This is a genomic window from Chamaesiphon sp., from assembly GCF_041738855.1.
GTDB lineage: Bacteria > Cyanobacteriota > Cyanobacteriia > Cyanobacteriales > Chamaesiphonaceae > Chamaesiphon.
Genome location: NZ_JBGSPA010000196.1, coordinates 1 through 21,486, shown reverse-complemented (window position 1 = coordinate 21,486; position 21,486 = coordinate 1). Strand labels below are relative to the sequence as shown.

The 21,486-nt window shown below is 47.8% G+C and carries 23 protein-coding genes and 1 pseudogene; 17 read left to right on the top strand and 7 right to left on the bottom strand.

Annotated elements, in window-relative coordinates; all coding sequences use genetic code 11:
* Window positions 1–186 precede the first annotated feature (186 nt).
* The 5 genes from ACEW9I_RS21490 to ACEW9I_RS21470 all read left to right on the top strand — a co-directional run bounded on the left by ACEW9I_RS21490 (window position 187) and on the right by ACEW9I_RS21470 (window position 6,499).
* The gene (locus ACEW9I_RS21490) at window positions 187–1,677 is read left to right on the top strand and encodes an FAD-dependent oxidoreductase (protein WP_373542361.1); all 1,491 of its coding nucleotides are present in this window, start codon (window positions 187–189) and stop codon (window positions 1,675–1,677) included.
* Window positions 1,678–1,710: 33 nt separating this feature from the next.
* Window positions 1,711–2,445: an EndoU domain-containing protein gene (locus ACEW9I_RS21485; protein ID WP_373542360.1), complete on the top strand. Its 735-nt coding sequence runs from the start codon at window positions 1,711–1,713 to the stop codon at window positions 2,443–2,445.
* Window positions 2,446–2,942: 497 nt separating this feature from the next.
* Entirely contained in the window at window positions 2,943–4,280 is a 1,338-nt protein-coding gene (locus tag ACEW9I_RS21480; protein ID WP_373542366.1) for a deoxyguanosinetriphosphate triphosphohydrolase, read from the top strand.
* A 117-nt stretch (window positions 4,281–4,397) separates the two neighbouring features.
* Window positions 4,398–5,693, top strand: a complete 1,296-nt coding sequence (purB, locus tag ACEW9I_RS21475) for an adenylosuccinate lyase (protein ID WP_373542365.1) — start codon at window positions 4,398–4,400, stop codon at window positions 5,691–5,693.
* A gap of 266 nt (window positions 5,694–5,959) precedes the next feature.
* Window positions 5,960–6,499, top strand: a complete 540-nt coding sequence (locus ACEW9I_RS21470; RefSeq protein ID WP_373542359.1) for a CHAP domain-containing protein — start codon at window positions 5,960–5,962, stop codon at window positions 6,497–6,499.
* Here ACEW9I_RS21470 and ACEW9I_RS21465 read toward each other — a convergent pair.
* Window positions 6,486–7,265: an ion transporter gene (locus ACEW9I_RS21465; RefSeq protein ID WP_373542358.1), complete on the bottom strand. Its 780-nt coding sequence runs from the start codon at window positions 7,263–7,265 to the stop codon at window positions 6,486–6,488. The two genes, ACEW9I_RS21470 and ACEW9I_RS21465, sit on opposite strands and share 14 nt — an antisense overlap.
* Before the next feature lie 175 nt (window positions 7,266–7,440).
* On the opposite strand from ACEW9I_RS21465, the gene ACEW9I_RS21460 reads away from it, so the two are divergent.
* The 4 genes from ACEW9I_RS21460 (at window position 7,441) to ACEW9I_RS21445 (ending at window position 11,053) form a co-directional block, all read left to right on the top strand.
* Complete coding sequence (locus ACEW9I_RS21460) at window positions 7,441–8,613, top strand: CIA30 family protein (RefSeq protein WP_373542357.1); 1,173 nt, start codon at window positions 7,441–7,443, stop codon at window positions 8,611–8,613.
* 197 nt (window positions 8,614–8,810) lie between these two features.
* Window positions 8,811–9,914: a hypothetical protein gene (locus ACEW9I_RS21455; protein WP_373542356.1), complete on the top strand. Its 1,104-nt coding sequence runs from the start codon at window positions 8,811–8,813 to the stop codon at window positions 9,912–9,914.
* 79 nt (window positions 9,915–9,993) lie between these two features.
* Window positions 9,994–10,560 carry a pseudouridine synthase gene (locus tag ACEW9I_RS21450; RefSeq protein ID WP_373542355.1) on the top strand — a complete coding sequence of 189 codons (567 nt, stop codon included), beginning with the start codon at window positions 9,994–9,996 and terminating at the stop codon, window positions 10,558–10,560.
* Window positions 10,561–10,582: 22 nt separating this feature from the next.
* Window positions 10,583–11,053, top strand: coding sequence for a hypothetical protein (locus ACEW9I_RS21445; protein ID WP_373542354.1), 471 nt, complete (start codon window positions 10,583–10,585; stop codon window positions 11,051–11,053).
* 23 nt (window positions 11,054–11,076) lie between these two features.
* Here the strand turns inward: ACEW9I_RS21445 and ACEW9I_RS21440 are convergent.
* Window positions 11,077–11,976: pseudogene (locus ACEW9I_RS21440) on the bottom strand (LysR family transcriptional regulator).
* A gap of 75 nt (window positions 11,977–12,051) precedes the next feature.
* Here ACEW9I_RS21440 and ACEW9I_RS21435 point away from each other — a divergent pair.
* Window positions 12,052–12,744, top strand: a complete 693-nt coding sequence (locus ACEW9I_RS21435) for an A/G-specific adenine glycosylase (RefSeq protein WP_373542353.1) — start codon at window positions 12,052–12,054, stop codon at window positions 12,742–12,744.
* A gap of 70 nt (window positions 12,745–12,814) precedes the next feature.
* Here the strand turns inward: ACEW9I_RS21435 and ACEW9I_RS21430 are convergent, their stop codons facing one another.
* Entirely contained in the window at window positions 12,815–14,845 is a 2,031-nt protein-coding gene (locus ACEW9I_RS21430; RefSeq protein ID WP_373542352.1) for a heavy metal translocating P-type ATPase, read from the bottom strand.
* 63 nt (window positions 14,846–14,908) lie between these two features.
* Window positions 14,909–15,106, bottom strand: coding sequence for a heavy-metal-associated domain-containing protein (locus tag ACEW9I_RS21425; protein WP_373542351.1), 198 nt, complete (start codon window positions 15,104–15,106; stop codon window positions 14,909–14,911).
* 214 nt (window positions 15,107–15,320) lie between these two features.
* On the opposite strand from ACEW9I_RS21425, the gene ACEW9I_RS21420 reads away from it, so the two are divergent.
* Window positions 15,321–15,893 (top strand): carbonic anhydrase, encoded by a 573-nt coding sequence (locus ACEW9I_RS21420; RefSeq protein WP_373542350.1) that lies wholly within the window; start codon window positions 15,321–15,323, stop codon window positions 15,891–15,893.
* A 9-nt stretch (window positions 15,894–15,902) separates the two neighbouring features.
* Here ACEW9I_RS21420 and rph read toward each other — a convergent pair whose 3' ends face one another.
* Entirely contained in the window at window positions 15,903–16,643 is a 741-nt protein-coding gene (rph, locus tag ACEW9I_RS21415) for a ribonuclease PH (protein ID WP_373542349.1), read from the bottom strand.
* A gap of 292 nt (window positions 16,644–16,935) precedes the next feature.
* Between rph and ACEW9I_RS21410 the strand changes: the two genes are divergently transcribed.
* Window positions 16,936–17,454: a cob(I)yrinic acid a,c-diamide adenosyltransferase gene (locus tag ACEW9I_RS21410; protein ID WP_373542348.1), complete on the top strand. Its 519-nt coding sequence runs from the start codon at window positions 16,936–16,938 to the stop codon at window positions 17,452–17,454.
* 199 nt (window positions 17,455–17,653) lie between these two features.
* On the opposite strand, the gene ACEW9I_RS21405 is transcribed toward ACEW9I_RS21410, so the two are convergent.
* Window positions 17,654–18,343 carry a DUF3318 domain-containing protein gene (locus tag ACEW9I_RS21405; RefSeq protein WP_373542347.1) on the bottom strand — a complete coding sequence of 230 codons (690 nt, stop codon included), beginning with the start codon at window positions 18,341–18,343 and terminating at the stop codon, window positions 17,654–17,656.
* Between the two features lie 215 nt (window positions 18,344–18,558).
* Here ACEW9I_RS21405 and ACEW9I_RS21400 point away from each other — a divergent pair, with 215 nt between their 5' ends.
* From ACEW9I_RS21400 to ACEW9I_RS21380, 5 genes are all read left to right on the top strand, one after another.
* Entirely contained in the window at window positions 18,559–19,146 is a 588-nt protein-coding gene (locus ACEW9I_RS21400) for a CAP domain-containing protein (protein WP_373542346.1), read from the top strand.
* Window positions 19,147–19,189: 43 nt separating this feature from the next.
* Entirely contained in the window at window positions 19,190–19,819 is a 630-nt protein-coding gene (locus ACEW9I_RS21395) for a ribonuclease D (RefSeq protein ID WP_373542364.1), read from the top strand.
* Between the two features lie 27 nt (window positions 19,820–19,846).
* Complete coding sequence (locus tag ACEW9I_RS21390) at window positions 19,847–19,975, top strand: hypothetical protein (RefSeq protein WP_373542345.1); 129 nt, start codon at window positions 19,847–19,849, stop codon at window positions 19,973–19,975.
* A gap of 6 nt (window positions 19,976–19,981) precedes the next feature.
* Window positions 19,982–20,353, top strand: a complete 372-nt coding sequence (locus tag ACEW9I_RS21385) for a GNAT family N-acetyltransferase (protein ID WP_373542363.1) — start codon at window positions 19,982–19,984, stop codon at window positions 20,351–20,353.
* 96 nt (window positions 20,354–20,449) lie between these two features.
* Window positions 20,450–20,854, top strand: a complete 405-nt coding sequence (locus tag ACEW9I_RS21380; protein WP_373542344.1) for a hypothetical protein — start codon at window positions 20,450–20,452, stop codon at window positions 20,852–20,854.
* Window positions 20,855–21,142: 288 nt separating this feature from the next.
* Here ACEW9I_RS21380 and ACEW9I_RS21375 read toward each other — a convergent pair whose 3' ends face one another.
* Window positions 21,143–21,373, bottom strand: a complete 231-nt coding sequence (locus ACEW9I_RS21375) for a pentapeptide repeat-containing protein (protein WP_373542362.1) — start codon at window positions 21,371–21,373, stop codon at window positions 21,143–21,145.
* Window positions 21,374–21,486: the final 113 nt, after the last annotated feature.

The following is a 21,486-nucleotide window of genomic DNA, read 5'->3' as shown; positions in this document are numbered from 1 at the left end:
AGGTTCCCTCCAGATTGAGCAAGACAAGACAGCGGCTTGCGCCCTGGAGGTTCCCTCCAGATTGAGCAAGACAAGACAGCGGCTTGCGCCCTGGAGGTTCCCTCCAGATTGAGCAAGACAAGACAGCGGCTTGCGCTCCTTGGCGATCTTCCAGTTTCCTAGTTTTTCTTCCCCCGTTCCCAAATTTTGGCATTAGAATACGATTTAGTAATTATTGGTGCGACAGCGGCAGCTAGAGCTGCCGCGATCGAAGCTGTCAATGCCCAGGCACGAGTTGCCCTGATCTTGCCACCGTTGGCTGGCGACAGATCCCATCCCCACAGCGATGTTTATCCCTATGCTTTGGCGCAGATCGCCAAAACTAGTCAACTCGATCGGACGCGGCTACAGTCGCCGAGCAGCTACCCCTGGACATACGCGCGGGCGGCGATCGACAGACTCGCAGCACAATCCGATCCGGCACTCTTGGCAGCGATGGGGATCGATGTCATGGTGGGTACGGGGGAATTTTGTCGGCGTCCGCACTTAGCATTCAATATCGATCGCCACTATCTCCGCGCTCGTGCTTATCTGATTGCCACTGGATCGGTTTCGCATTACCCACTGATTCCAGGGATTCAAGAGACAGGTTATCTCACTCTCGATCGATTGCCGAGTCTCAGCGATGAGGTTGCCACCCAGCAGCGCAAGCCAGCAATTCCCCTCCGGTGGGCGATAATTGGGGCAGAAACGATCGGGGTAGAACTAGCCCAAACCTTGGCAAGATTGGGCTGTCAAGTCACGCTCATGGTGGAAACAGAGCAGATTTTACCTTATGAAGATGTGGATCTGGCTAGCCCGATCCAGGCACAACTGGAAGCAGATGGGGTCAAAATCTATCTAGAGACGATCGTCTCTAGTATCAGTCAACAAGATGGAGCCAAGTTAGTCACTATCGGTGCCGACACGATCGCGGTGGATGAAATTTTTATCGCTTTACCCGATCGACCATTACTCACACCATTTAATCTCGAGGGTGTCGGTGTAGACTATACCGACAAAGGGATCTCGATCGATAACCAGCTCCGCACTTCCCATCGCCAGATTTATGCCTGTGGTAGCGTTTGTGGCAATGTTTTGGGTGGTTATTACAGTCAAAGTTTGACTCAGTATGAGGCCAAGATTGCCGTTCGCAATGCCCTCTCTGGGCGCAAAACTAAAATTGATTATCGGAGTTACGATCGGTTCCCGTGGACGGTAGTTACAGATCCACCGTTAGCTAGAGTCGGCATGACAAGTATGGCTGCCGCCAATAGCGATCGTCGGGATCTGGTTATCCTCAAACAGTATTTCAAAAATTGTCCTCAAGCGATCCTTGCCAATCTAACTACTGGTTTTTGCCAAATCATCGTCACTCGGAGCGGGCAAATTCTCGGTGCAGAAATAGTCAGTCAAAATGCCCCAGAACTCATCCAAATTCTAGCTATTGCTATTCAACAGCAACTAAAAATTACCGATTTAACCAATTTTCCATGTTTATCACTTAGCTATACCGAAATTATCGAGCGACTCGCCCAAGACTGGCATACTTACGCTCGTCAGCCGCGTTCGCCATTTGACTGGATCGCGGCGACGATCGATCGGCTGCGCCAATTGTTGGCATCTGTCGTGCCAACTCGTCTCTGCTGGTGGAAGTAGCGATGGTTTAGCTCCGCTCTCATCTTAAAAGTCATGGAAAAACCCCGTCGCCGCAGAAAACAATTACCACCGTTTTTCGATCTCGCGGACAATCCCGAAATTCTTCATTCTTCCCAGGAAATAGCGATCGATCTGACCCCGCCACCGCCGGATTTATTGCCATTCGATTGGGGGATATTGGAAGTATGTGGCAATTTAGGCGATCGCGTTCTAGCTGAGGATTTCCAAGCTTTACTACTCGCCTATCCACGAGTTTTTCACCTGATTAAAACAGCCGTAGGTGGAGAGATTTTTCGGGGCAGAACTACCGATGCTGAGTTTTTAGCAGATCTGACCGAGATCTGGTTCAAGCGTGATGGTTTCGAGCATATTTTTTGTGGGAATATCCACAATGGCAAACTCAAAGGGATGCACTATGTCGGTAGATATCTCCAACTTCAAGAGCGGGGATTGGCAGGAAAATTGCCAAACAATCACCAGCAAGAAGAGACAATTGCTGGAGCAGTATATACTATTGGCGTGATGGTTAAATATGGCGATCGCTTCATCGTCGATCGACGCAATGGTTATGCCCTCATTACTGATGCCGCAGAATTATTGATTGCGGCAACTTTAGCATTTAAAGCCAGAGCTAAGCCTAGAACTGTCTGTACTTTTCCCGTTGTCGATGTCGAGACAGGACAAGCTTATAGTGCAGTACTCATCAAAGAAGATAACGCGATCGTCACTTTTTATCCCGATGTTACGCCCACCAATTCACCTTGTTAAATGTTTCAAAACTAGAGCGAACTACGTCGCTAGTGATGGTCTACCTAACGATCCTGCGCGATCCCGCTTCGTAAACCTCTAAGGACTGGCTCGCTCAACGCCAGCGGATACACGTACTATGCACTCATGAGACTCACGGAGTCGCTACCGTCATAGTGCATAGTACGTGATATCCGCACAGTTAAGAGTTAGCCAGTGATGTGTGGCTAGACTAAACGCAAGGATGACGATCCATCATCCGGGTTGCAAGTGGTAGCGATCGCGCAGAATTTAGGCAGGCACTTATGTACTAAACTGATTTTAGCATATTCGCTCTCGTTCGCCCATCGGATCGAACCAATTTACCCGATCTCCAACCAATTGCTAGTCGGTAATTGTTAGGATAGAGATCGGGTGCTCACCTGCACTGAATTACTAAACATTAGGAGCGGAAGTTTTCCGCTTCAATGGCTCTGCTAACGACCTCGATCGACTAGGTAATTCTGCAAATGAACCGAATGACATGGGCAAAACTTTTGTCTCGCCAACGAGCCGGAATCATCCAGATCGAACAGCAAGAAGTCGGGCGTAGTCATTTCCAAAAAGACATCGATCGGATTATTTTCTCTAGTGCGTTTCGGCGGCTCAATCAGAAAACTCAAGTACATCCACTCCCTGAGAATGATAATATCCACACTCGCTTACCTCACAGTTTAGAAGTCTCATCTGTCGGCAGAAGTTTGGGTACCAAAGTCGGGAAAAAACTAGCTCATGAGTTGAGAGAGATCGGGATCGAACCATCGGATCTCGGAGACATCGTACAAGCAGCCTGTCTGGCTCATGATATCGGTAATCCGCCATTTGGACACTCAGGAGAAAAAGCGATCGGACAGTGGTTTAGTAAAAATGCCGATCGAGATTTGCTCACAGATCTCAGTAGCGCAGAACTCACTGACTTGCAAAATTTTGAAGGTAATGCTCAGGGATTGAGAATTGTTACCAAGCTTGAATATTATCTATTTGAAGGCGGAATGCGACTTACTTATGCAACTCTAGGTGCATTTCTCAAATATCCCTGGACATCAGATTTACTAGTAAGTAGCGGCAAAAAGAAGTATGGCTGCAATCAATCAGAACGAGAAATCCTGACCGAAATCGCTACTGCGCTGGGACTGATCCAGCGATCGCCCACAGCGTGGTGTCGGCATCCACTCGCATATCTGATGGAAGCTGCGGATGATATTTGCTATGCCTCGATCGATCTTGAAGATGGAATTGAAATGGGCTTTTTGACCTATGATGAGGTCATCGATATCTTGAAAATTGTAGTTGATTTTGATAAAATTCCGCCCCTGCACTCTAGCTGTCAGGGTAATGAATTGCTCGGTCGCCAGATTGCGATTGCGCGCGGAAAAGCGATAAATACGTCGATTGAAGGGGTGGTGGATACTTTTGTCGATCGTCAGGACGAGCTTATGAATGGCGATTTTGGCGATGAAGATTTAATTGGAGCTTGTGGCGGTCGCGTCAAAGAATTTATTCAGACGGCGAAGGATGCGGCTCAGACAAAAATATTTAATCATCCGCGTAAGATGCAGTTAGAAATTGGATCGGCTTGGACAATCGAGACTTTATTAGAGGTATTTATCAATGCAACCTTTGCTTTGTACTCATCAGCAGATGATAATGATGTTGCCGATCGACACACCAGAATTTTAGATTTGATGGGTAGCCATCGACCGCAACAAGATTGGTTACTGTATCATTCGTATCTGCATGTTCTAGACTTTATCTCAGGGATGAGCGATCGGTATGCTGTGAAGATCGCCAGCCAAATTGCAGCGATGAACGAGTAACTCACTTTCCAAATCCACTGGAGACGATCGCGATCGATCGTCTCCAGTAGATCCGCAACCAGACAGGGTAAGCCAACGAACGTTATACTAGGCTAGTTGAATTCAAGTGACGGACAAGTGATCGAACGTTATACGCTGCCCGAAATGGGTGAAATTTGGACAGATGGTTATAAATTTCAAACTTGGCTGCAAGTGGAAATTGCGGTCTGCGAAGCTCAAGCAGAATTAGGGCATATTCCCCAGGATGCTGTAGATGAAATTAAAGCCAAGGCAAAGTTTGATGTCGATCGGATCTTGGAAATTGAGGCTGAAGTCCGTCACGATGTGATTGCATTTCTCACGAATGTTAACGAATATGTTGGTGCGGCGGGGCGATACATCCATCTGGGGATGACTAGCTCAGATGTCCTCGATACTGCTCTAGCTCTCCAAATGGTGGCGAGTACCGATCTGCTGCTGACGCGATTGGAAGATACAATTCAGGCGATCCGTTATCAAGCTCAAAAACATCGCAATACTGTGATGATTGGGCGTTCCCACGGGATTCACGCCGAACCGATTACCTTTGGCTTCAAATTGGCAGGGTGGTTGGCAGAGATGCTCAGAAATCGCGATCGCTTGGTACGCGTCCGTCAGACGATCGCTGTAGGGAAGATTTCTGGTGCGGTTGGGACTTATGCCAATATCGAACCCCGTGCTGAAGCGATCGCCTGTCAAAAGCTGGGACTGACGCCAGATACCGCTTCTACCCAAGTAATTTCGCGCGATATCCACGCTGAGTTCGCGCAAGTTTTGGCACTGTTGGGGGCGAGTATGGAGCGGTTTGCAGTCGAAATCCGCAACCTCCAACGTACGGACGTTCTGGAAGTCGAAGAGTTCTTCTCCAAAGGGCAAAAAGGCTCCTCCGCGATGCCCCACAAGCGCAACCCGATCCGTTCCGAACGCCTGACTGGGATGGCGCGGATCTTGCGGGGGAATGCGATCGCCGCCCTGGAAAATGTGGCACTGTGGCACGAACGGGATATCTCGCACAGCTCCGTCGAGCGCGTCTGTATGCCGGATTCGTGCATCATCGCGCACTTTATGTTGGTGGAAACCACCAACCTGATCAAAAATCTGCTGATCTATCCCGAAAACATGGCACGGAATCTCAACTGTTATGGTGGGGTAGTCTTCAGCCAATCGGTGTTGCTAGCTCTCGTCGGGAAAGGACTCGATCGCGAAACAGCATACTCGATCGTCCAGTCCAATGCGATGTCCGTCTGGAATACACTCGATGGCGACTTCCGCCAAGTCACCGCTGGCGATCCTCGCGTCACCGCACATTTGACGCCAGCCGAGATCGATCGTTGTTTCGATCCCACCCAGCATCTCAAGCACCTAGATGAGGTCTATCAACGCTTGAGTATTTAATCCAAGTTGCTACCCAGGAAATGCCTACGATTGTGTCTTGATTCGCTAAACCGTCCGGAAACAAAGGCGTGCGCGAATCGCAAATCGTGGCTAATGATGCAAAGTCCGCCTACTCGGACTAATGTCTCAGTCCGCGTAGGCGGACTTTGCATCACAAGCAGCGGTTTTAACCGCTGAGAATCGAATTTCAGATGATTGTAGCGAGGTAGATTATCAAAAATCAACGACAGATTATCCCGATATTTCTAGTAGTGATGTCTCTTGCCATGCCGCGGGTATTAAATGCTGAAGACATCAGCAGATCCAGATCGAAACTACCATCGATCGCTCAACTTAGAATCAATCTAAGGGGAAGCTACTATCAAGCTAATGGCAATCAATTGATTGATGGAAACGAGCGGATTCGCGGTAGTCACCCGTTTGAATGTGTCGAGTTTGCTTACGGACGAGCGATCGAACGGGGCTTATTTGGAAATCGGCAAGGACTGGGGGCGGTGCTGATTGGTAATGCTCATACTTGGGACGATCGAGTTGCCAATAGTAGTTATCGCGGTCGCTTAAAAACTCAGCCACGAATCGATAGTATCGTCCTTTGGGAAGCCAATCTCAAGTTCCAATGGCGCGAGGGTAATCTGACTTATACTGAGGCTACCGATCCGGTAGCGGGACATGTGGCTTTTGTCGAAAAAGTGTATCCTGATGGCTCTTTTTTGATTAGTGAAGGAAACCATCAATCTCGCCCGCACATCCGGCTGGTAAAAGCCAAAACTCCAGCAGCTAACGCAGCAAAATTTATTTACTTATAACTAGTTTTGCACCACAGCGTTTACAAAAACTAGCATCCAGATCGTGGCTCGATAGTTGACACTTGGTACAAACTGTGTTGACTTTGTCCGCACTTTTGGCAACTTGTTTGATCAGATCTCCTAGTTGCCACGGAATGAGGGCAATCCCAGTAAGGATCATCAATACTGTCATCAATTTTCCCGCATCAGAAGTCGGCGTCATATCTCCAAAGCCGACTGTTGTCATCGTCACAACTGCAAAGTAAACTGCATCGAAAAAAGTCACGAATTTGGGATTGACGGGATGCTCGACTTGATAAATCAAGCCAGAATAGATAAAGATAATCGAGAAGATCGTAAACAAAATTCGCGTGACGACCGAACTATCCTCGCGATCGAGATTGCCGAGCAAAGCTTTACCCTCAATAAATCTCAGCAACCGTAAAATCCGAAACCAACGCAAAATACGGACGAAACTTACATCTGTTATCCCAGTGAGCACGGGGAGAATCGCCACCAGATCGATGAGCGAGTAGAAGCTAAATAAATATTTTAATTTGGCTGGTGCGGCGATGAGTCTCAGGATATATTCAACTGCAAAAATTGATAAAATAATTAGATCGATTTTGTGGATGAGCGATCGCAGATCTGGGGCGAGTGGGTAGGTTTCGGCGATAAAAATACCTGTAGAGACTAAAACTAAGCCTGTAATTAGTAAATTGACTATTCTCCCGATCGGATGTTCGACATCTTCCAAATACAGAGCGATTTTGTCTGCAAGAATCATAGTTAAGGTTCGGGATACATTAATTCGTCAGTAGTTTGAGCAGACTCGATGTGCTCAAATTATCAGTTATAACTGGATAAGTATTCAGCGAATTAGTTGGTTATAATTAAAGTAAGAGAGCTGCTAGCAGCTACTAGCACCGACCAAAAATAACTAATACCCAATCCTTAAAATCATGGCTAAATGGGATGCAGGCAGGTTTTTAAATACGGTTAGCTATTTTGAAGCAATTCCGATCTTCAGCGACCTCCAACGCTTGCTCAGAGGCGGATCGAGTCGTCAATATACCACTGATGGAGGCAGAGCCGTGGGCGTAGTTTTGGTGATTGGTGCGCTGAGTGAGATCGGACAATTGGTCGTCGGGCAATTGGTCAAAAGTGGTTACCGTGTCAGAGCCGCGATCGCCGACCTGAGCATGACACCATTTAGTGTACCCGCAAATGTGGAATTTGTCCGAGTGGAACTCGATAGTAGCATTACCACGCCTAGCGATTTTGGTCTGACAGATCGCGTGATGCAAGGGGTAAGATCGATCGTTGTCTGTCCTGACGATCGTTATCCTTTATCCGCCACAGCGATGGATAATGTCACCGTAGCGGCGATTACTTATTTGCCCACAGTCAATCAATTAGAACTTTTTGATTTTACCCATCCCACGATCGATCTTCAGGCAACCTGGGGAGCTGTCGATGATGTGGTGATGGGTGGCGTCAGTGAGAGCGGCATTCGATTGAGAGACGGTTATGCGGTATTTAGCGGCAATGTTTCGACCGAGAATTCTGGTGGCTTTGCATCAGTGCGGACGCGTAATTTCGATCCGATCCTCAATTTGAGCAACTATCAAGGGATCGAGTTACGAGTCAGAGGAGACGGACAAAGATACAAGTTATTTGTGCGGACTGAGGAGCGATGGGATGGGGTTGGTTACGCTCATTCTTTTGATACGATCGCGGATGCATGGATGACGATTCAAGTTCCATTTAAAGACTTAGTACCGATCTTTCGCGCCAAGACAGTCAGCGACGCTCCGCTCGACACTACTCAGATCTGTTCTTTCCAAATTATGCTCAGTAAATTTGAGTACGATCGCGCCTTAAATCCTCGGTTCATACCAGGTTTATTTGCACTGGAAATCGAATCAATTGCTGCTTATGGCGGTGAGATCGTCCCCCAATTAGTCGTTATTAATGGGATGTCAGTTTCGGCTGAGTTGGGTGCCAAACTTCAGGCGACTAGTTTACCTTACGCGATCGTCCAGGCGGTAAGTCTCACACCACCGATGGCAGCAGCGATCGCTGTGAGATCGCTCTCCACACCCGAAGCTGTCGGGCAGATTTTAGGGCGGTAACCCCCCGAAATCCTCGGGGAACCCTCCCGATCGCGCATCGCTACGCGGACTAATTATGTCAGTCCGCGCAGGCGGACTTTGCACCACTAGCCGCGACTTCAGTCGCAGGCAATAACTGGATGACGATCGTCGCAGCGTATAATCGATCGAGGAACTAGCAATAGTCAGCCAATTTAATCGAGCGGGATGTAGATACCATGAAACCAACCAGCATCAATTCTGGAATCATTGCCATCTGGTGCGCGATCGGGGCGATCGCGATCGTCACACCAGCGATGACAGTTACGCCACCCCCCAAATCTACTCCTACTGCCCAACCACCACTCCCAACCAAGTTTGTCCCCCCGTCACAACTGCCAGCTACTACCGTCACTCCTAGCCCCAAACCCCAGCCATTAGCAGCTCCCACTACCCCCGCGCTGGTCGCCGTACCCACGTTGACACCTGCGCTCCTCAAAAACTTTAACACTGTCTACGAACAAGTACTGGCGGTCAAAATTCCCCCCGATCGCCAGCAAAAAATCTCGCAGCGGTTGAGTCGGGAATGGATGACGAATCTGGGACTGCGAAATACTGTCCTCCAAACGATCGCCCTCGAACCGCAAATCCTGCGTGGGACTCCCGCCGAACGTACCCAACTCCAAACCAAGCTAGTAGCCACTCTCCGCCAACAGGTACTCGATGGCGATACTGATGCCCTCTGGCTGGTATCCTTCTATGACGCGGCACCCCAAAACTGGCTTGCACCTGGCAAACCACCATTAACGCGGATGACTACTGATATAAGTGCCCAAGTGCTATGTTTCATGGTCAACGAAATTATGGGCAAATCTGTCACCACCGCCGATCGTCAGCTCAAAGACGCGATCGCCGCTAAACTCACCGCAGAGTACCCACGCATCCCGATCGCTACCAAACAAGAACTATCCAAATTACCCACCACCTGGCTGACATTTAAAGAGAGTGAATGGTTCCGACGGAGTGATGATTTTCGAGAACAAATGCGAATCCATTGGGGTCAAAATCTCGAAGCTTATCTACCCGAAATTAGAGAGATAATGAAACTCAGACGCGATCGATTGACAAAACTCCAAACCGATCCTCAAGTAAGGTGGGGGCGGCTCAACTCGATTCAACGTCAAGCTGCTTTTCAAAAAACCGAGCTAGAATTTCAAAAGAGCATACGGACACTTGCTCCAGTCAAAATAGTTCAATTAAATAACTATCTCAACACCATGCAAGTCGCCAGTGCGATCGGTAATTCACCCACGCGCTATTCAGCGAGAATCAAAGTAAAATAATCATATTTATCGATCGATTAAATCCCCATTCTAAAAACCCAATTATCAACTATCAACTAATTTAACAACCGGATCGACCTTGCGCTATCTCATCTTTTACAAACCTTATGGTGTCTTGAGTCAGTTCACAGACGCCGAAGGTAGACAGACACTCAAAGATTATCTACCTATTCCTGACGTTTATCCGGTGGGGAGATTGGATTGGGATAGTGAGGGACTGATGCTGTTGACAGATGATGGGCGGCTGCAACATCGACTCAGTGACCCCCAGTACAGGCATCCACGCACCTATTGGGTACAGGTAGAGCGGATACCTGACGAGCTAGCGATCGAGCAGCTAGCCGCCGGAGTAGCGATCCAAGACTACCAAACCAAACCCGCACGGGTAAAATTACTGGCAGTGGAACCACCCCTACCGCCGCGAGATCCACCGATTCGCGATCGCCAAAACATCCCCACCGCCTGGTTAGAATTGACCTTAACTGAAGGCAAAAATCGGCAAGTGCGGCGGATGACAGCCGCTGTCGGGTTTCCAACACTGCGATTGGTACGCATCTCGATCGGATTACTGTCCCTCAACGGTTTATCATTAGGATCGTGGCGAGATTTGACTAGTAATGAGGTCAAAGCCTTGAAAAAAAAGTAAGGATCGAGCAGCTCTGGCACCAATGGGATCGACTCTAGGCATAAGTATCGTGGACATCCAGGCAAAACAACCTCATCAATTTACCCGCTACTGGCGATCGATTTCCGTCGTTGCGCTTGTGGCGATCGTGTCAACGCTACAGTCATGTGAAGCCAGCGACAAACGGGGCGCAGCGACACCAGATCGCGTCGTCGAACAATATCTATTGGCTCTCCAAGAGCGCGATCTGACAGCAATCGTGCAATTGATGCCAGAAAAATCGCTAGCCACCGAACGAGCACGAGCGAAAATCGATCGCCTCGGTGGTTACACCGTCCAAGATCGTCAGATTACGTATACTAAGCCCAAACCCACCTTGTGGAATGCTACTATTCGCGGCTCCTATGTCGATCGCGCTGGGATCGAACGAAAATTTGTAGATGCGATCGTCCTGATCTATGAAAGTAAGGGACAACTCAAAATGTATGCCGGAAATTGGTATTTATTATTGTAATGTTACCAGCTCCAAGTGATGAATCATCCCACTCGATCTTGACCCAAGGCAATTTCTAAAAATCGATTCATCGTGGGTGAATCATCGTTCATCCGCCACACGATCGCGATCTTGGCTAACTCACCAATTCTCACATTACCAGATCTAATCGGCTGATAAACGACCCCTTGACGTTGAGCTTCTTGAATAGATGCGGGTAGAATTGAGACTCCCATATTTGCCGAGACTAGACTTACAATTGTCTGCATCTGAACGCATTCTTGAACTATCTGCGGACTAAAACCCGCAGCTTGACAGATCGCCATCGTCGGATCGTACAATCCAGGTGCAAGCTGACGCGGAAATAGAATAAAAGGCTCAGTTGCTAATGCTACTAGATCGATTGATTCTTGGATTGCTAAATGATGATGAGTTGGTAAAACAACTACTAAAGATTATTGAAAAACGATCTGACTGGCAAAATTTGGCTCGATAATGGGTGGACGAATTAAGCCGATATCAATTCTGCCTTCCCGTAACCAAATTAATTGGCGATCGGTAGTCAGCTCGTGTAATTCAATTCGCACCTGGGGATAGCGATCGCGAAACTGGTGGAGCATCACTGGTAAAATATTATAAGTCGCCGATCCGACAAATCCGATCGAGATTTGACCGAGTTCACCCCGACTAGTTTTGCCACCAATATCGATCGCGCGATCGAGTTGTTGAAATATTTGATTTACTTCAACCAAAAATGCCTGTCCCGCAGGTGTCAGTAAGACCGATCTTTTCGTACGTGTAAATAAGTCAAATCCCAGCTCTTTTTCCAGATCTTGAATTTGTTTGCTCAATGGTGGTTGTGCAATTTGCAATCTTGCTGCCGCCCGTCCAAAATGCAATTCAGTAGCAACAGTCCTAAAATAACGTAAGTGGCGCAGCTCCATCAGATTTAAATTTTTTAAAAATCACTGTATCCTCGTCTCAGTTGCAAGAGCGTCAGCTAGAAAGTTGCTAAATCGATGAAATCCACACTCACCTCAGCCAAATCTCAACCATCAGACTATCCAGCACCCGCTCGAATTAAGTGGTTTCGTCACCAGCTTTCAGCTTGGGGAGTTGTCAATCGGCGCGATTATCCCTGGCGCAAAACTACCAACTCATATCATCTCCTCGTCGCCGAATCCCTACTTCAGAAAACTGATGCCGATACAGTTGCACCGATTTACGAACTATTCCTCCAACATTATCCCACTATCCAAGATTTAGCCGCCGCCAACCTCGCAGATCTTGCCAAAATACTCAAACCACTAGGGTTATTTTTTCGCGCCCAACGGCTGCTACAGTGCGCCCAGATCGTCATCAGTCAATATGATGGCAAAGTACCTCAACACCAAAAACAACTGCTCAAATTGCCAGGAATCGGTGACTATACGGCTCGGGCAATCGGATCTCAAGCATTCAACCAACCCTTAGCAGTTCTAGATGCAAACGTAGCGCGGATTCTCGAACGTTTTTTCGGCTTACAAGGGGAAAGAGTCAAATCTCGGTGCAAAATCCTCTGGGGTGCAGCAGATCTAATTGCACCCAAAACTAATGTCGGTACCTGGAATCTGGCGTTACTAGATTTCGGCGCATTGACTTGTAAAGCTCAAAACCCAGGTTGCGACTATTGTCCGCTATCATCAAAGTGTAAATGGCATCTCGGTCTTTGACGCGCGATCGGGCATCGCTGCTAAGGAATGAGGATTAAATAGGCGTTGCTGAATTAAGTATGAATTGCCCCTAACCCTTAAATCTGCTCAATCGGGCTGCGTTGACAAATACTGCCACCAAGCTCAAGATCGTTGCCCCACTGACGATCGCCGGAGTCAGCATCCACCCACATACAGGCTCCAAGATCCCTGTGGCGATCGGGATACAGATAATATTGGGAATAAAAGCCAGCAATAGATTTTGATTGATATTGGTCAATGTCAAACGCCCGAGCCGGATGGTGGTGACAAGTGCTGCTAAATCTGGGGTCATAATCGTCAGATCGCTGCCAGCGATCGCCATCGCTGTAGCTGCGTGGATGGCAATGCCGACATCGGCTTGAGCTAGTGCGGGGGCGTCATCGCTTCCAGATCCAACCATCGCCACGATCGTCGGCTGACCGATCGCTGTCGATTGTAGTGTCTTAATAATTTGCGCTTTACCTTGGGGATCGAGCTGGGTAAATACGCGATCGATTCCCAGGTGTTGTGCGAGGGCATCGGTATTGGCTAATATGTCTCCAGTCAGTAATACTACCTCTAACCCGAGCTGTTTGAGCCTCGAAATCGTCGCACTCGCTGTCGGCTCGATCTCATCGCTCATCCCGATGATGCCAGCGATTTCTCGATCGATCGCGATCCACAATACTGTATTGCCAACAGCTTCCCATTGCTGTTGATAATTAGTCAAAATCTGGTGATTGGCAGCTTGCAGTACGGTCGCGATCTGGAGCGAATCAATCCATGCACTCGTACCGATTTGAATGAGTTGACGATTGACTATTCCACTTGCCCCATTGCCGATATTTTCCTGAAACTGTGTAACTGGTTGGAGTGCTAATTTTTGCTCTTTGGCACGCTTGACGATTGCTGATGCTAGCGGGTGGTGGGAGCGATCGGCTAGCGATGCCGCCAGTTGCAAGATCGCTAATTCATTGCCGTGGTATTTGTCTACAACTGGAATAAAATTGGTGACGATCGCTCTCCCAGTTGTCAAGGTACCAGTCTTAGCAAAGACGATCGTATTTACGCGCCCCAATACTTCCAAACTAATCCTATTGTGAATGACGATCCCGAGGGATCGTCCTTTGCGAGTGCCAATCGCGATCGCCAGCGATGTCGCCAAACCGATACCAGCAGGACAAGCCAGCATCAGCACCCCAACGCCAGCCATCACCCCCACAGAGAGACTGCTATTCAAGATCGACCAGAGGGAAATAGTGACGATCGCCATCCCGATCGAAAGCAGCACAATCGGCGTGGCTAACCGATCCGCTCGTCTTTGAGTCGGTACCTTGTCAGCGTAAAGCCGATCGCTTAATTGACCGATTTGGGCGAAAATTGGGCGATCGTGAGCCTGCCTCATTCCGCTCCCCATCTTGGCTGTGGCTTGGCGTTCTAGTTGGTGACCCCAGAGTGTCAGCGCGATCGTGATGGCGGAGATCGGATAGTAAAGATCGAATTGTGAGTGACGCTCTAGAGCGATCGTTGTGGCTGTAAATGTATCGAATAAAAAATAGCCATAAGCTGCTCCAGTACTTACAGCCACGAGCGTATTCAGATTGATTTGCCGCCGATACCATGCAGTCTGCACCGCATCGATGAGCATCGATCGCCCACACCAAAATTGAATTAGTGTTGCGAGGATCGATTGCCCGATCGGCTGTTGCAACCATGCTGGCATCCAACTCAGAGGGCGATCGCCGATTGTCGCTTGGGAACCGATCGCCAGGAGCAGACACAGCACGATCGCACCACACAGTTCGATCTGATAATTGGGCGCGGCAATAGACGAACGGTTGAGTACCAAACTACTCGCTCGCGCCGGAGCTGGATCGGGATCGATGGGATCGATCGATGTCGCTTGATATCCAGCAGTGGTCACAGCTTGAATAATGGCTTCAGCGGTGGTTGTGTGGCGATCGTAGCGGACTGTAGCGAGTTTGAGTTCAAAATTGACCTGTGACTCTACCACCCCAGGTACACAATCGATCGTCCGCTCGATTGCCGTCGCACAAGCTGTTCCGATCGAGTCCTCCAATTTCAAGCCGATCCGTTCCATACACCCACCCCAAAATAGAGATTAGTCTCGATCCTCACGAGCGGCAAAGTTGAGAGCTGTTGCTTAGCGACCGATCGTATATCCAGCATCGACAATTGTGGCTTGGAGAGCGATCGCTGGTAGTTCGCTCTCGATTTGAACGAGTTTAGTCTGGGAACTAGCAACAATTTGAGCTTGTGGATCGATCGCCTGGATCGCTTGAGTAATTTTCTCAACACAAGCACCGCACGCTAGATCGGGAACTGTAAATGTCGTTTGCATGGCGATCGGTTTTGAGAAGATATTTGCTCTCCTCAGTTTAGCGCGGCAGGGCATTTAGATAGTGGTGCTGGCAGCAAATCGAGTCACCAACAGGAAGTAGGATGTATTGGCGATCTGTGAGCTGAGTGGACAAAGTGCTAAATCGCACCGATCGGCACTGCTACTAGTGGTAGTATGGCAGCGAAAAAATAGTTGTTGCTGTAGAATCATCCCCATGCACGCCCACCACGCTCTTGAAAAACTGATTGCTGGCAACCAGCGTTATACTACCGACCGACTATCGCATTATCATCAGTCTGGCAGCCGGATGCGGGCGATCTCTGCCGCACAGCATCCCTTTGCGATCGTCTTAGGCTGTGCTGATTCGCGGGTGCCCCCAGAGATTATTTTTGATTTGGGCTTGGGTGATTTATTTGTGATTCGGGTCGCGGGCAATATTGTCGATGATGCGATTTTGGGTAGTATTGAATATGCTGTCGAGGAGTTGGGCACGCCGCTAGTGTTTGTATTGGGGCACGAGCGATGTGGTGCGGTAGCTGCAACTCTCAAGCATGGCAAAATCCTGGGTCACATCAGTACCCTGATCGATGCGATCCAACCAGCAGTAGATCGCGCTAAAACTCAGCCAGGTAACTTGCTCGATAATGCTGTCCGTGCCAATATCGAACTAGTAGTAGCACAGTTAAAGTCTTCGATGCCGATTGCGAAGTTGGTCAAACACGATCGCCTAAAAGTTGTCGGGGGTTTATACAATCTCACTTGTGGAACTATCAAAATTATTGCTTGAATCATCAGCTTAGTTCGATCGATTGGCAGTCGATTTTCGCTTTATTTCCGCAGTTTGCAGCACCATTAATTCCTGAATTCCTATTGCAGCTAAATCTAATAATTCATTTAGTTGGTGACGACCAAAACTTCCCGATTCTGCCGTCCCTTGCACTTCGATTAGTTCCTCATTATCGGTCATTACGACATTAAAATCCACATCAGCAGCGACATCTTCTGGATAGTCCAGATCCAGAAATGCTTGCCCCTGCACCAATCCCACTGATACTGCTGCTACTTGCCGGACGATCGGCGATGCAGTCAGTTCGCCGAGCGCGACTAGCTTGTCGATCGCTTGCACCAATGCCACGTATCCGCCAGTTATCGCCGTCGTGCGGGTACCTGCATCGGCTTGGAGGACATCTGCATCAATCAGGATCGTTTTCTCCCCTAGGATGGCAAAATCCAGGGTCGATCGCAAACTCCGCCCGATTAACCGTTGGATTTCCTGAGTACGTCCTGAGAGCTTCACCATTTCTCGCTCGTGGCGTTGGGGTGTCGCACCTGGCAACATTCGATACTCTGCTGTCAGCCATCCGGCTCCCGTACCTGCCAAAAATCTCGGAACACCATCAGCGATCGTCACGGTACACAGTACCCGCGTGTCGCCACAATGAGTCAAGACAGAACTGGTCGAAAACTTGGTAAAGTCGCTCTCAAAGCCGATCTGACGTAACTGATTGGGAAGACGGTGTGGGCGCAGTGGTGACATCTGGATGCAGCGATAGGTCAACTTAACTGTACTACATCAGCTCGGGAAAGTTATTTACTTATTGTTAACTTTTGGCAAAAATGTCGATCGCCAGTAGTGACAACCAGTCTACCCCCGATTGCCCAACCGCTGGTCGCTGCTCATCCGATCTACCACTTGACCGATCGCATATTTAGTGTTTCACTGAATGAACGCTCAGCACAAAACACTATATATTGTCTACTATAGCTAACTGAGCGGGCACGAATAGCCAACGACAGAACACTTCTAAGTACGAAACTCGGCTCACTTTATGTTGAATACGCTCGGTCACCCCGAAGATAATTTAGTTACGGATCGCGCCTCACTGCCAACTCATTGTGCTACATCCAAACAGATTCAGATTATTGATACACCTGCCGATCGATTTTGTACGGAAATAGTCGCGGATGCCCTCAAAATTGCTAGTCAGGGGCAAAAAGTTTTGATCGTCCAACTACTCAAAGGTGGGATTCGCCAAGGACACAATCAGGCGATAAATCTGGCTCAAAATCTCGATTGGATTAGGTGTAATTTGATTCGGAATATTTCGATCTCCGACCTCAACGATCTAGAGTTACACAATTTCGACCAGTTATGGAAACACGTTCGCGGTGCAGCTCGCACCAATGAATATTCTGTGATGATTTTAGACGATTTGAGTCTAGCGATCGAGTTGGGTTTGATTAGTATCGAAGCTGCTACCAATTTTCTCACTAAGCTACCAGCCGATCTCGAAATCATCCTCACAGGAACCAATCCACATGCGGCGATTGTTGAATTGGCGGCGTAAATTAGTTGACAGTTGACAGTTGACAGTTGACAGTTGACAGTTATGCCTTGATAGAACAGAGGAATTAGATTCCTAATGATTAGTAAACATAAAACCCGCTCTTCTTATCGGAAGAGCGGGTTTTTAGCAATGATGGCATCAATATCCACACCACTCCCACAAAAACGCTGTCAACTGTCAACTGTCAACTATCAACTGTCTATCTGTAACTTTCGCGGTTTTCGCGATCGTCGGCGAGAGCGCGACTGCGAGGAGATGTCCGCGCCCGATCGACTTTATCTTTTGCTTTGGTAGCACTGCGCTTGAGCGCGTCGAGACGAGCCTCATAGTGCTTGCGTTTGCTCTTTTTGGGAGTATCATCAGTCAGAGTTTTGAGAGCACTGGCTAGACTCTTGTAAGCATTGGGGAGCGTATAGCCAAAGCGGGTAGCCAGGGCGATCGCTTTTTCATCAGCATCGATGGCTTCTTTGAGATGGCGATCGCTATTGTTGCGCGCGTAGAGCCGATAGCCAGACACGCCACACAATCCCAACGCGAGGACTAATAACAGCCCATCTTGTACCCACAACTCACCCACAGCACCACCTAAACCGATCGCTAGTGCCGCCATTTCCCAGCCATCGCGGGAGATCGTATCATTTTGGACTCGTGCGACTTCATGCCAAAACAATAGATTGCGTTGATCGAGAGCTAGCCGTTCCCACTTGACTAGATCGATCTGGATTTCCACCTGATCTTTACCCAATTCCTCACTCCGAACGAGGGGAGGATTGACTTCGACGGTAGTTTCTACCGTCACCCAGCTTTGGAGTTCGGGTGGGAGCAAACTTTTGAGCCGACGCAGTTCACTCATTTCAGCGCGAGCAGAGGCAGCAGAGTAGGATGTCATGGCGATATTTTGGGTCGATCTTATTTATCATTTTAGCGAATTCTCGGTCGTTGATGTCAAATTTTACCAGGTCTGAGATTACATCCGGATATGAGTTCGATCGCAGTGGATTGTGGAAGCAGATGCCATCTTGGATTTAGCCATCATTCAGCACTGCTTGATGGTGGCTAGATCTCAGTATCTCAGCCTCGCCATCCCACCTTGAGTAAATCCCGATGAAAGATCGTTTTTTGGGCACTTTATGTGTTTTAGCTACCGTCATCAGTATGACAGCGACAACCGCTCATGCGGATATTAGCTCGACTAGTTTTCCCAATTCTGGCTCTGTTGCAGCCGACGACGACGAACCAGCACAGCATCAGGCTACCACCAATCCGCCTACCCCTGCACCTGCGATGAACAGCTTGGAATTAGCCACTTATAATCTGGTCAATAAGTATCGTCAGTCTCGCAATTTACCACCATTGGTCGCCGATCCGGAGATCTCGGCTCAAGCCAAAGCGCATAGCGAACAGATGGCCCGATCTGGCAGTATGAGCCATGATGGTTTCAACGAGCGAGTGACATCAGTCGCGAAGACGATCGTCTACCGCAGTGCGGCAGAAAATGTCGCTTACAATATGGGTTATGGACAGCCCGATCTAGTTGCTGTCAAAGGCTGGATCGAAAGTCCCGGACACCAACATAATATGGTCGGTAGGTACGATCTGACTGGCATCGGCGTCGCTAAAAACGCTAAGGGTGAATATTACTTTACCCAAATTTTTATCCGTAAAGCTTGGTATGTGAAGGATGCTGACTAGCAAGTCATCCTCTATTATGTAGATGGTTTCCTCTGCACCAGCTATCAATATGGAAGATTTTCAAATTTGCGATCGAGACTTAGATGATGCACTCACGGAGCAGTATCTTCAAGCCGAATCGATCGCTGTCGATACTGAGACAATGGGACTAAACTATCATCGCGACAGATTATGTTTGGTGCAATTATTTTCGCCTGGTTTGTTAACGGTAATTCGGATTGCCAAGGGACAAACTAATGCACCAAATCTCCAACAGGTGATGGAAGCTACTAATGTCACCAAAGTTTTTCACTTCGCTAGATTCGATGTGGCACAACTCAGTCACCGTTTGGGCATCGCAACCCAGCCCATATTTTGTACCAAAATCGCTAGTAAACTCATCCGCACTTACTCAAACCGTCATGGTTTAAAGGAATTAGTCGCTCAACTCGAAGGAATAGATCTCGATAAGTCCGCTCAATCTTCAGATTGGGGTGATGCTGAAAATCTCTCGGACGAACAACTTCGCTATGCTGCTAATGATGTGCGATATTTGATTAGTATGCGTCAAAAATTGACTGTTAAGTTACAACGTGAGGATCGGTGGGAACTAGCACAGGATTGTTTTAAGGTTTTACCGACGTTAGTTGCTCTAGATATCTTGCAGTATGAGGATATCTTCTCTCATCATTAAATATTGACGAATCTCGATCGCATCAAAATGTTACCAATTTCAGTACGCCAAGCCACTCTAGACGATCTCGTCATGATTTCAGAGATCTTATCTGAAGCTGCTGCATGGCTCGAACAAAAAAATATGCCGCTATGGCAACAGGAGCACATATCTTGAACAGTTATTCAGCAAGAGATCGAACAGGGTTTATTCTTCATCGCATTTTGTGAAGGTATTGCGGCTGGAGTTGTTATATTTCAAACCGAAGATTTAGTATTTTGGCCGGATATTATTCAATCTCATTCAGCATTTTTACATCGATTAGCCGTGCGACGCAGCTTCGCAGGTGGCTCAGTTTCAACGCAGATATTTCAGTGGGCGATCGATCGTACTAGAGAATTAGGCAGACATTTTGTGAGATTAGATTGCGTTGCCGATCGTCCGCGTTTACGGTTAGTATATGAAAACTTTGGATTCAAGCATCATAGCGATCGACAAGTTGGCGATTATTTTGTGGCACGATATGAATATGCGATTTGCGGTAGGATAAATTAATGGCTCAATATAAACACGACCGATTTTTTAAGTTTTACTTGCGTTCCTTATATCAGTCCAAAGGTGAGACACTCCAGAACATCCAAGTCCGCAACGATGGGAAATAAGGAATCGGCTCGTCGAGCGTTGGAAGGCATCGAACAGTTGTCACCAGAGCGTCGGGAGAAAAATGATACAATACGGGCAAGCCTCAAATATTGCGTATATCTCCAAGACTTCCCAACAACCAGTTTAAGTGCAGAGGAGCAAGAGTTTATGAGAACGATGGCAGAGATCGATGCTTGGTACGATGCTGAAATCGATAAGGCGGAACAAAGAGGTAAGCTGGAGTTTGCCACCAGAGCTATTGGTGTGAAGTTTCAGGGATATGTACCAACGGAACATGTGACGAGTCAACTCGCTGCTTTGAATGAGCAGCAACTCGACGATTTGATTGTGGGGATGTTTAGTTGGCAGACGGTGGCTCAGATGGAAGAGTGGCTTAATTCAGTTGATAGTTGATAGTTGATAGTTGACAGCTAATAGTTGGATGATTGCGATCGAATGAGCTGTAAAAATATTAGTATTCATTCAATCGATAGTAGAGATTGAGGATGCAAAATCGATCGCGAAAATCAGATGAAGTTATTTCTCCGCATAGTTTTAGATCGTGGGCAGTGCCCACCCTACTGGGACGACCAGACTAAAACTGTGGGCACTTAAAATTCTAAAACTATAACCAGTATATTTTACAAGATCTTTTTACCCACATTTTTAGTCTGGTCACGCCACTACTGGCTCTTTTCTGTTTTAATCCGTTATCTCTATTTCAATATCATACTTATCTAAAAGTCCTGCTATACCCGATTGCGAGAACTTAGCTTTCTTGATGCGGTTTAACTCTGGATCGATCGAGTAGTTAAAAGAATTCCGAAAATCTGCTTTTTCCAGAATCGTGCGAGCGAAGATAGTTCTTGTCAGATCGCAGTTATCGAAGACAGAAGAGCTGAGATCACCTGAGTTCGATGAGGCTAGCCTCATCATCAAATCAATTACCTGACTGTGTTTGAGCCAATCACTACCAATCCTCAAAAACTAAGTGTTTCATAAATTATTATCAATAAGCTCTGCTTGTTGATAATTAGCGGTCATTT

What these genes read in the sequence shown, in the direction of transcription:
- ACEW9I_RS21485 (WP_373542360.1), top strand. Translation starts at nt 1,711, where the DNA reads ATGGAAAAACCCCGTCGCCGCAGAAAACAATTACCACCGTTTTTCGAT.
- ACEW9I_RS21480 (WP_373542366.1), top strand. Translation starts at nt 2,943, where the DNA reads ATGACATGGGCAAAACTTTTGTCTCGCCAACGAGCCGGAATCATCCAG.
- ACEW9I_RS21470 (WP_373542359.1), top strand. Translation starts at nt 5,960, where the DNA reads ATGCCGCGGGTATTAAATGCTGAAGACATCAGCAGATCCAGATCGAAA.
- ACEW9I_RS21465 (WP_373542358.1), bottom strand. Translation starts at nt 7,265, where the DNA reads ATGATTCTTGCAGACAAAATCGCTCTGTATTTGGAAGATGTCGAACAT.
- ACEW9I_RS21460 (WP_373542357.1), top strand. Translation starts at nt 7,441, where the DNA reads ATGGCTAAATGGGATGCAGGCAGGTTTTTAAATACGGTTAGCTATTTT.
- ACEW9I_RS21455 (WP_373542356.1), top strand. Translation starts at nt 8,811, where the DNA reads ATGAAACCAACCAGCATCAATTCTGGAATCATTGCCATCTGGTGCGCG.
- ACEW9I_RS21445 (WP_373542354.1), top strand. Translation starts at nt 10,583, where the DNA reads ATGGGATCGACTCTAGGCATAAGTATCGTGGACATCCAGGCAAAACAA.
- ACEW9I_RS21435 (WP_373542353.1), top strand. Translation starts at nt 12,052, where the DNA reads ATGAAATCCACACTCACCTCAGCCAAATCTCAACCATCAGACTATCCA.
- ACEW9I_RS21430 (WP_373542352.1), bottom strand. Translation starts at nt 14,845, where the DNA reads ATGGAACGGATCGGCTTGAAATTGGAGGACTCGATCGGAACAGCTTGT.
- ACEW9I_RS21425 (WP_373542351.1), bottom strand. Translation starts at nt 15,106, where the DNA reads ATGCAAACGACATTTACAGTTCCCGATCTAGCGTGCGGTGCTTGTGTT.
- ACEW9I_RS21420 (WP_373542350.1), top strand. Translation starts at nt 15,321, where the DNA reads ATGCACGCCCACCACGCTCTTGAAAAACTGATTGCTGGCAACCAGCGT.
- rph (WP_373542349.1), bottom strand. Translation starts at nt 16,643, where the DNA reads ATGTCACCACTGCGCCCACACCGTCTTCCCAATCAGTTACGTCAGATC.
- ACEW9I_RS21410 (WP_373542348.1), top strand. Translation starts at nt 16,936, where the DNA reads ATGTTGAATACGCTCGGTCACCCCGAAGATAATTTAGTTACGGATCGC.
- ACEW9I_RS21405 (WP_373542347.1), bottom strand. Translation starts at nt 18,343, where the DNA reads ATGACATCCTACTCTGCTGCCTCTGCTCGCGCTGAAATGAGTGAACTG.
- ACEW9I_RS21400 (WP_373542346.1), top strand. Translation starts at nt 18,559, where the DNA reads ATGAAAGATCGTTTTTTGGGCACTTTATGTGTTTTAGCTACCGTCATC.
- ACEW9I_RS21390 (WP_373542345.1), top strand. Translation starts at nt 19,847, where the DNA reads ATGTTACCAATTTCAGTACGCCAAGCCACTCTAGACGATCTCGTCATG.
- ACEW9I_RS21380 (WP_373542344.1), top strand. Translation starts at nt 20,450, where the DNA reads ATGGGAAATAAGGAATCGGCTCGTCGAGCGTTGGAAGGCATCGAACAG.
- ACEW9I_RS21375 (WP_373542362.1), bottom strand. Translation starts at nt 21,373, where the DNA reads ATGAGGCTAGCCTCATCGAACTCAGGTGATCTCAGCTCTTCTGTCTTC.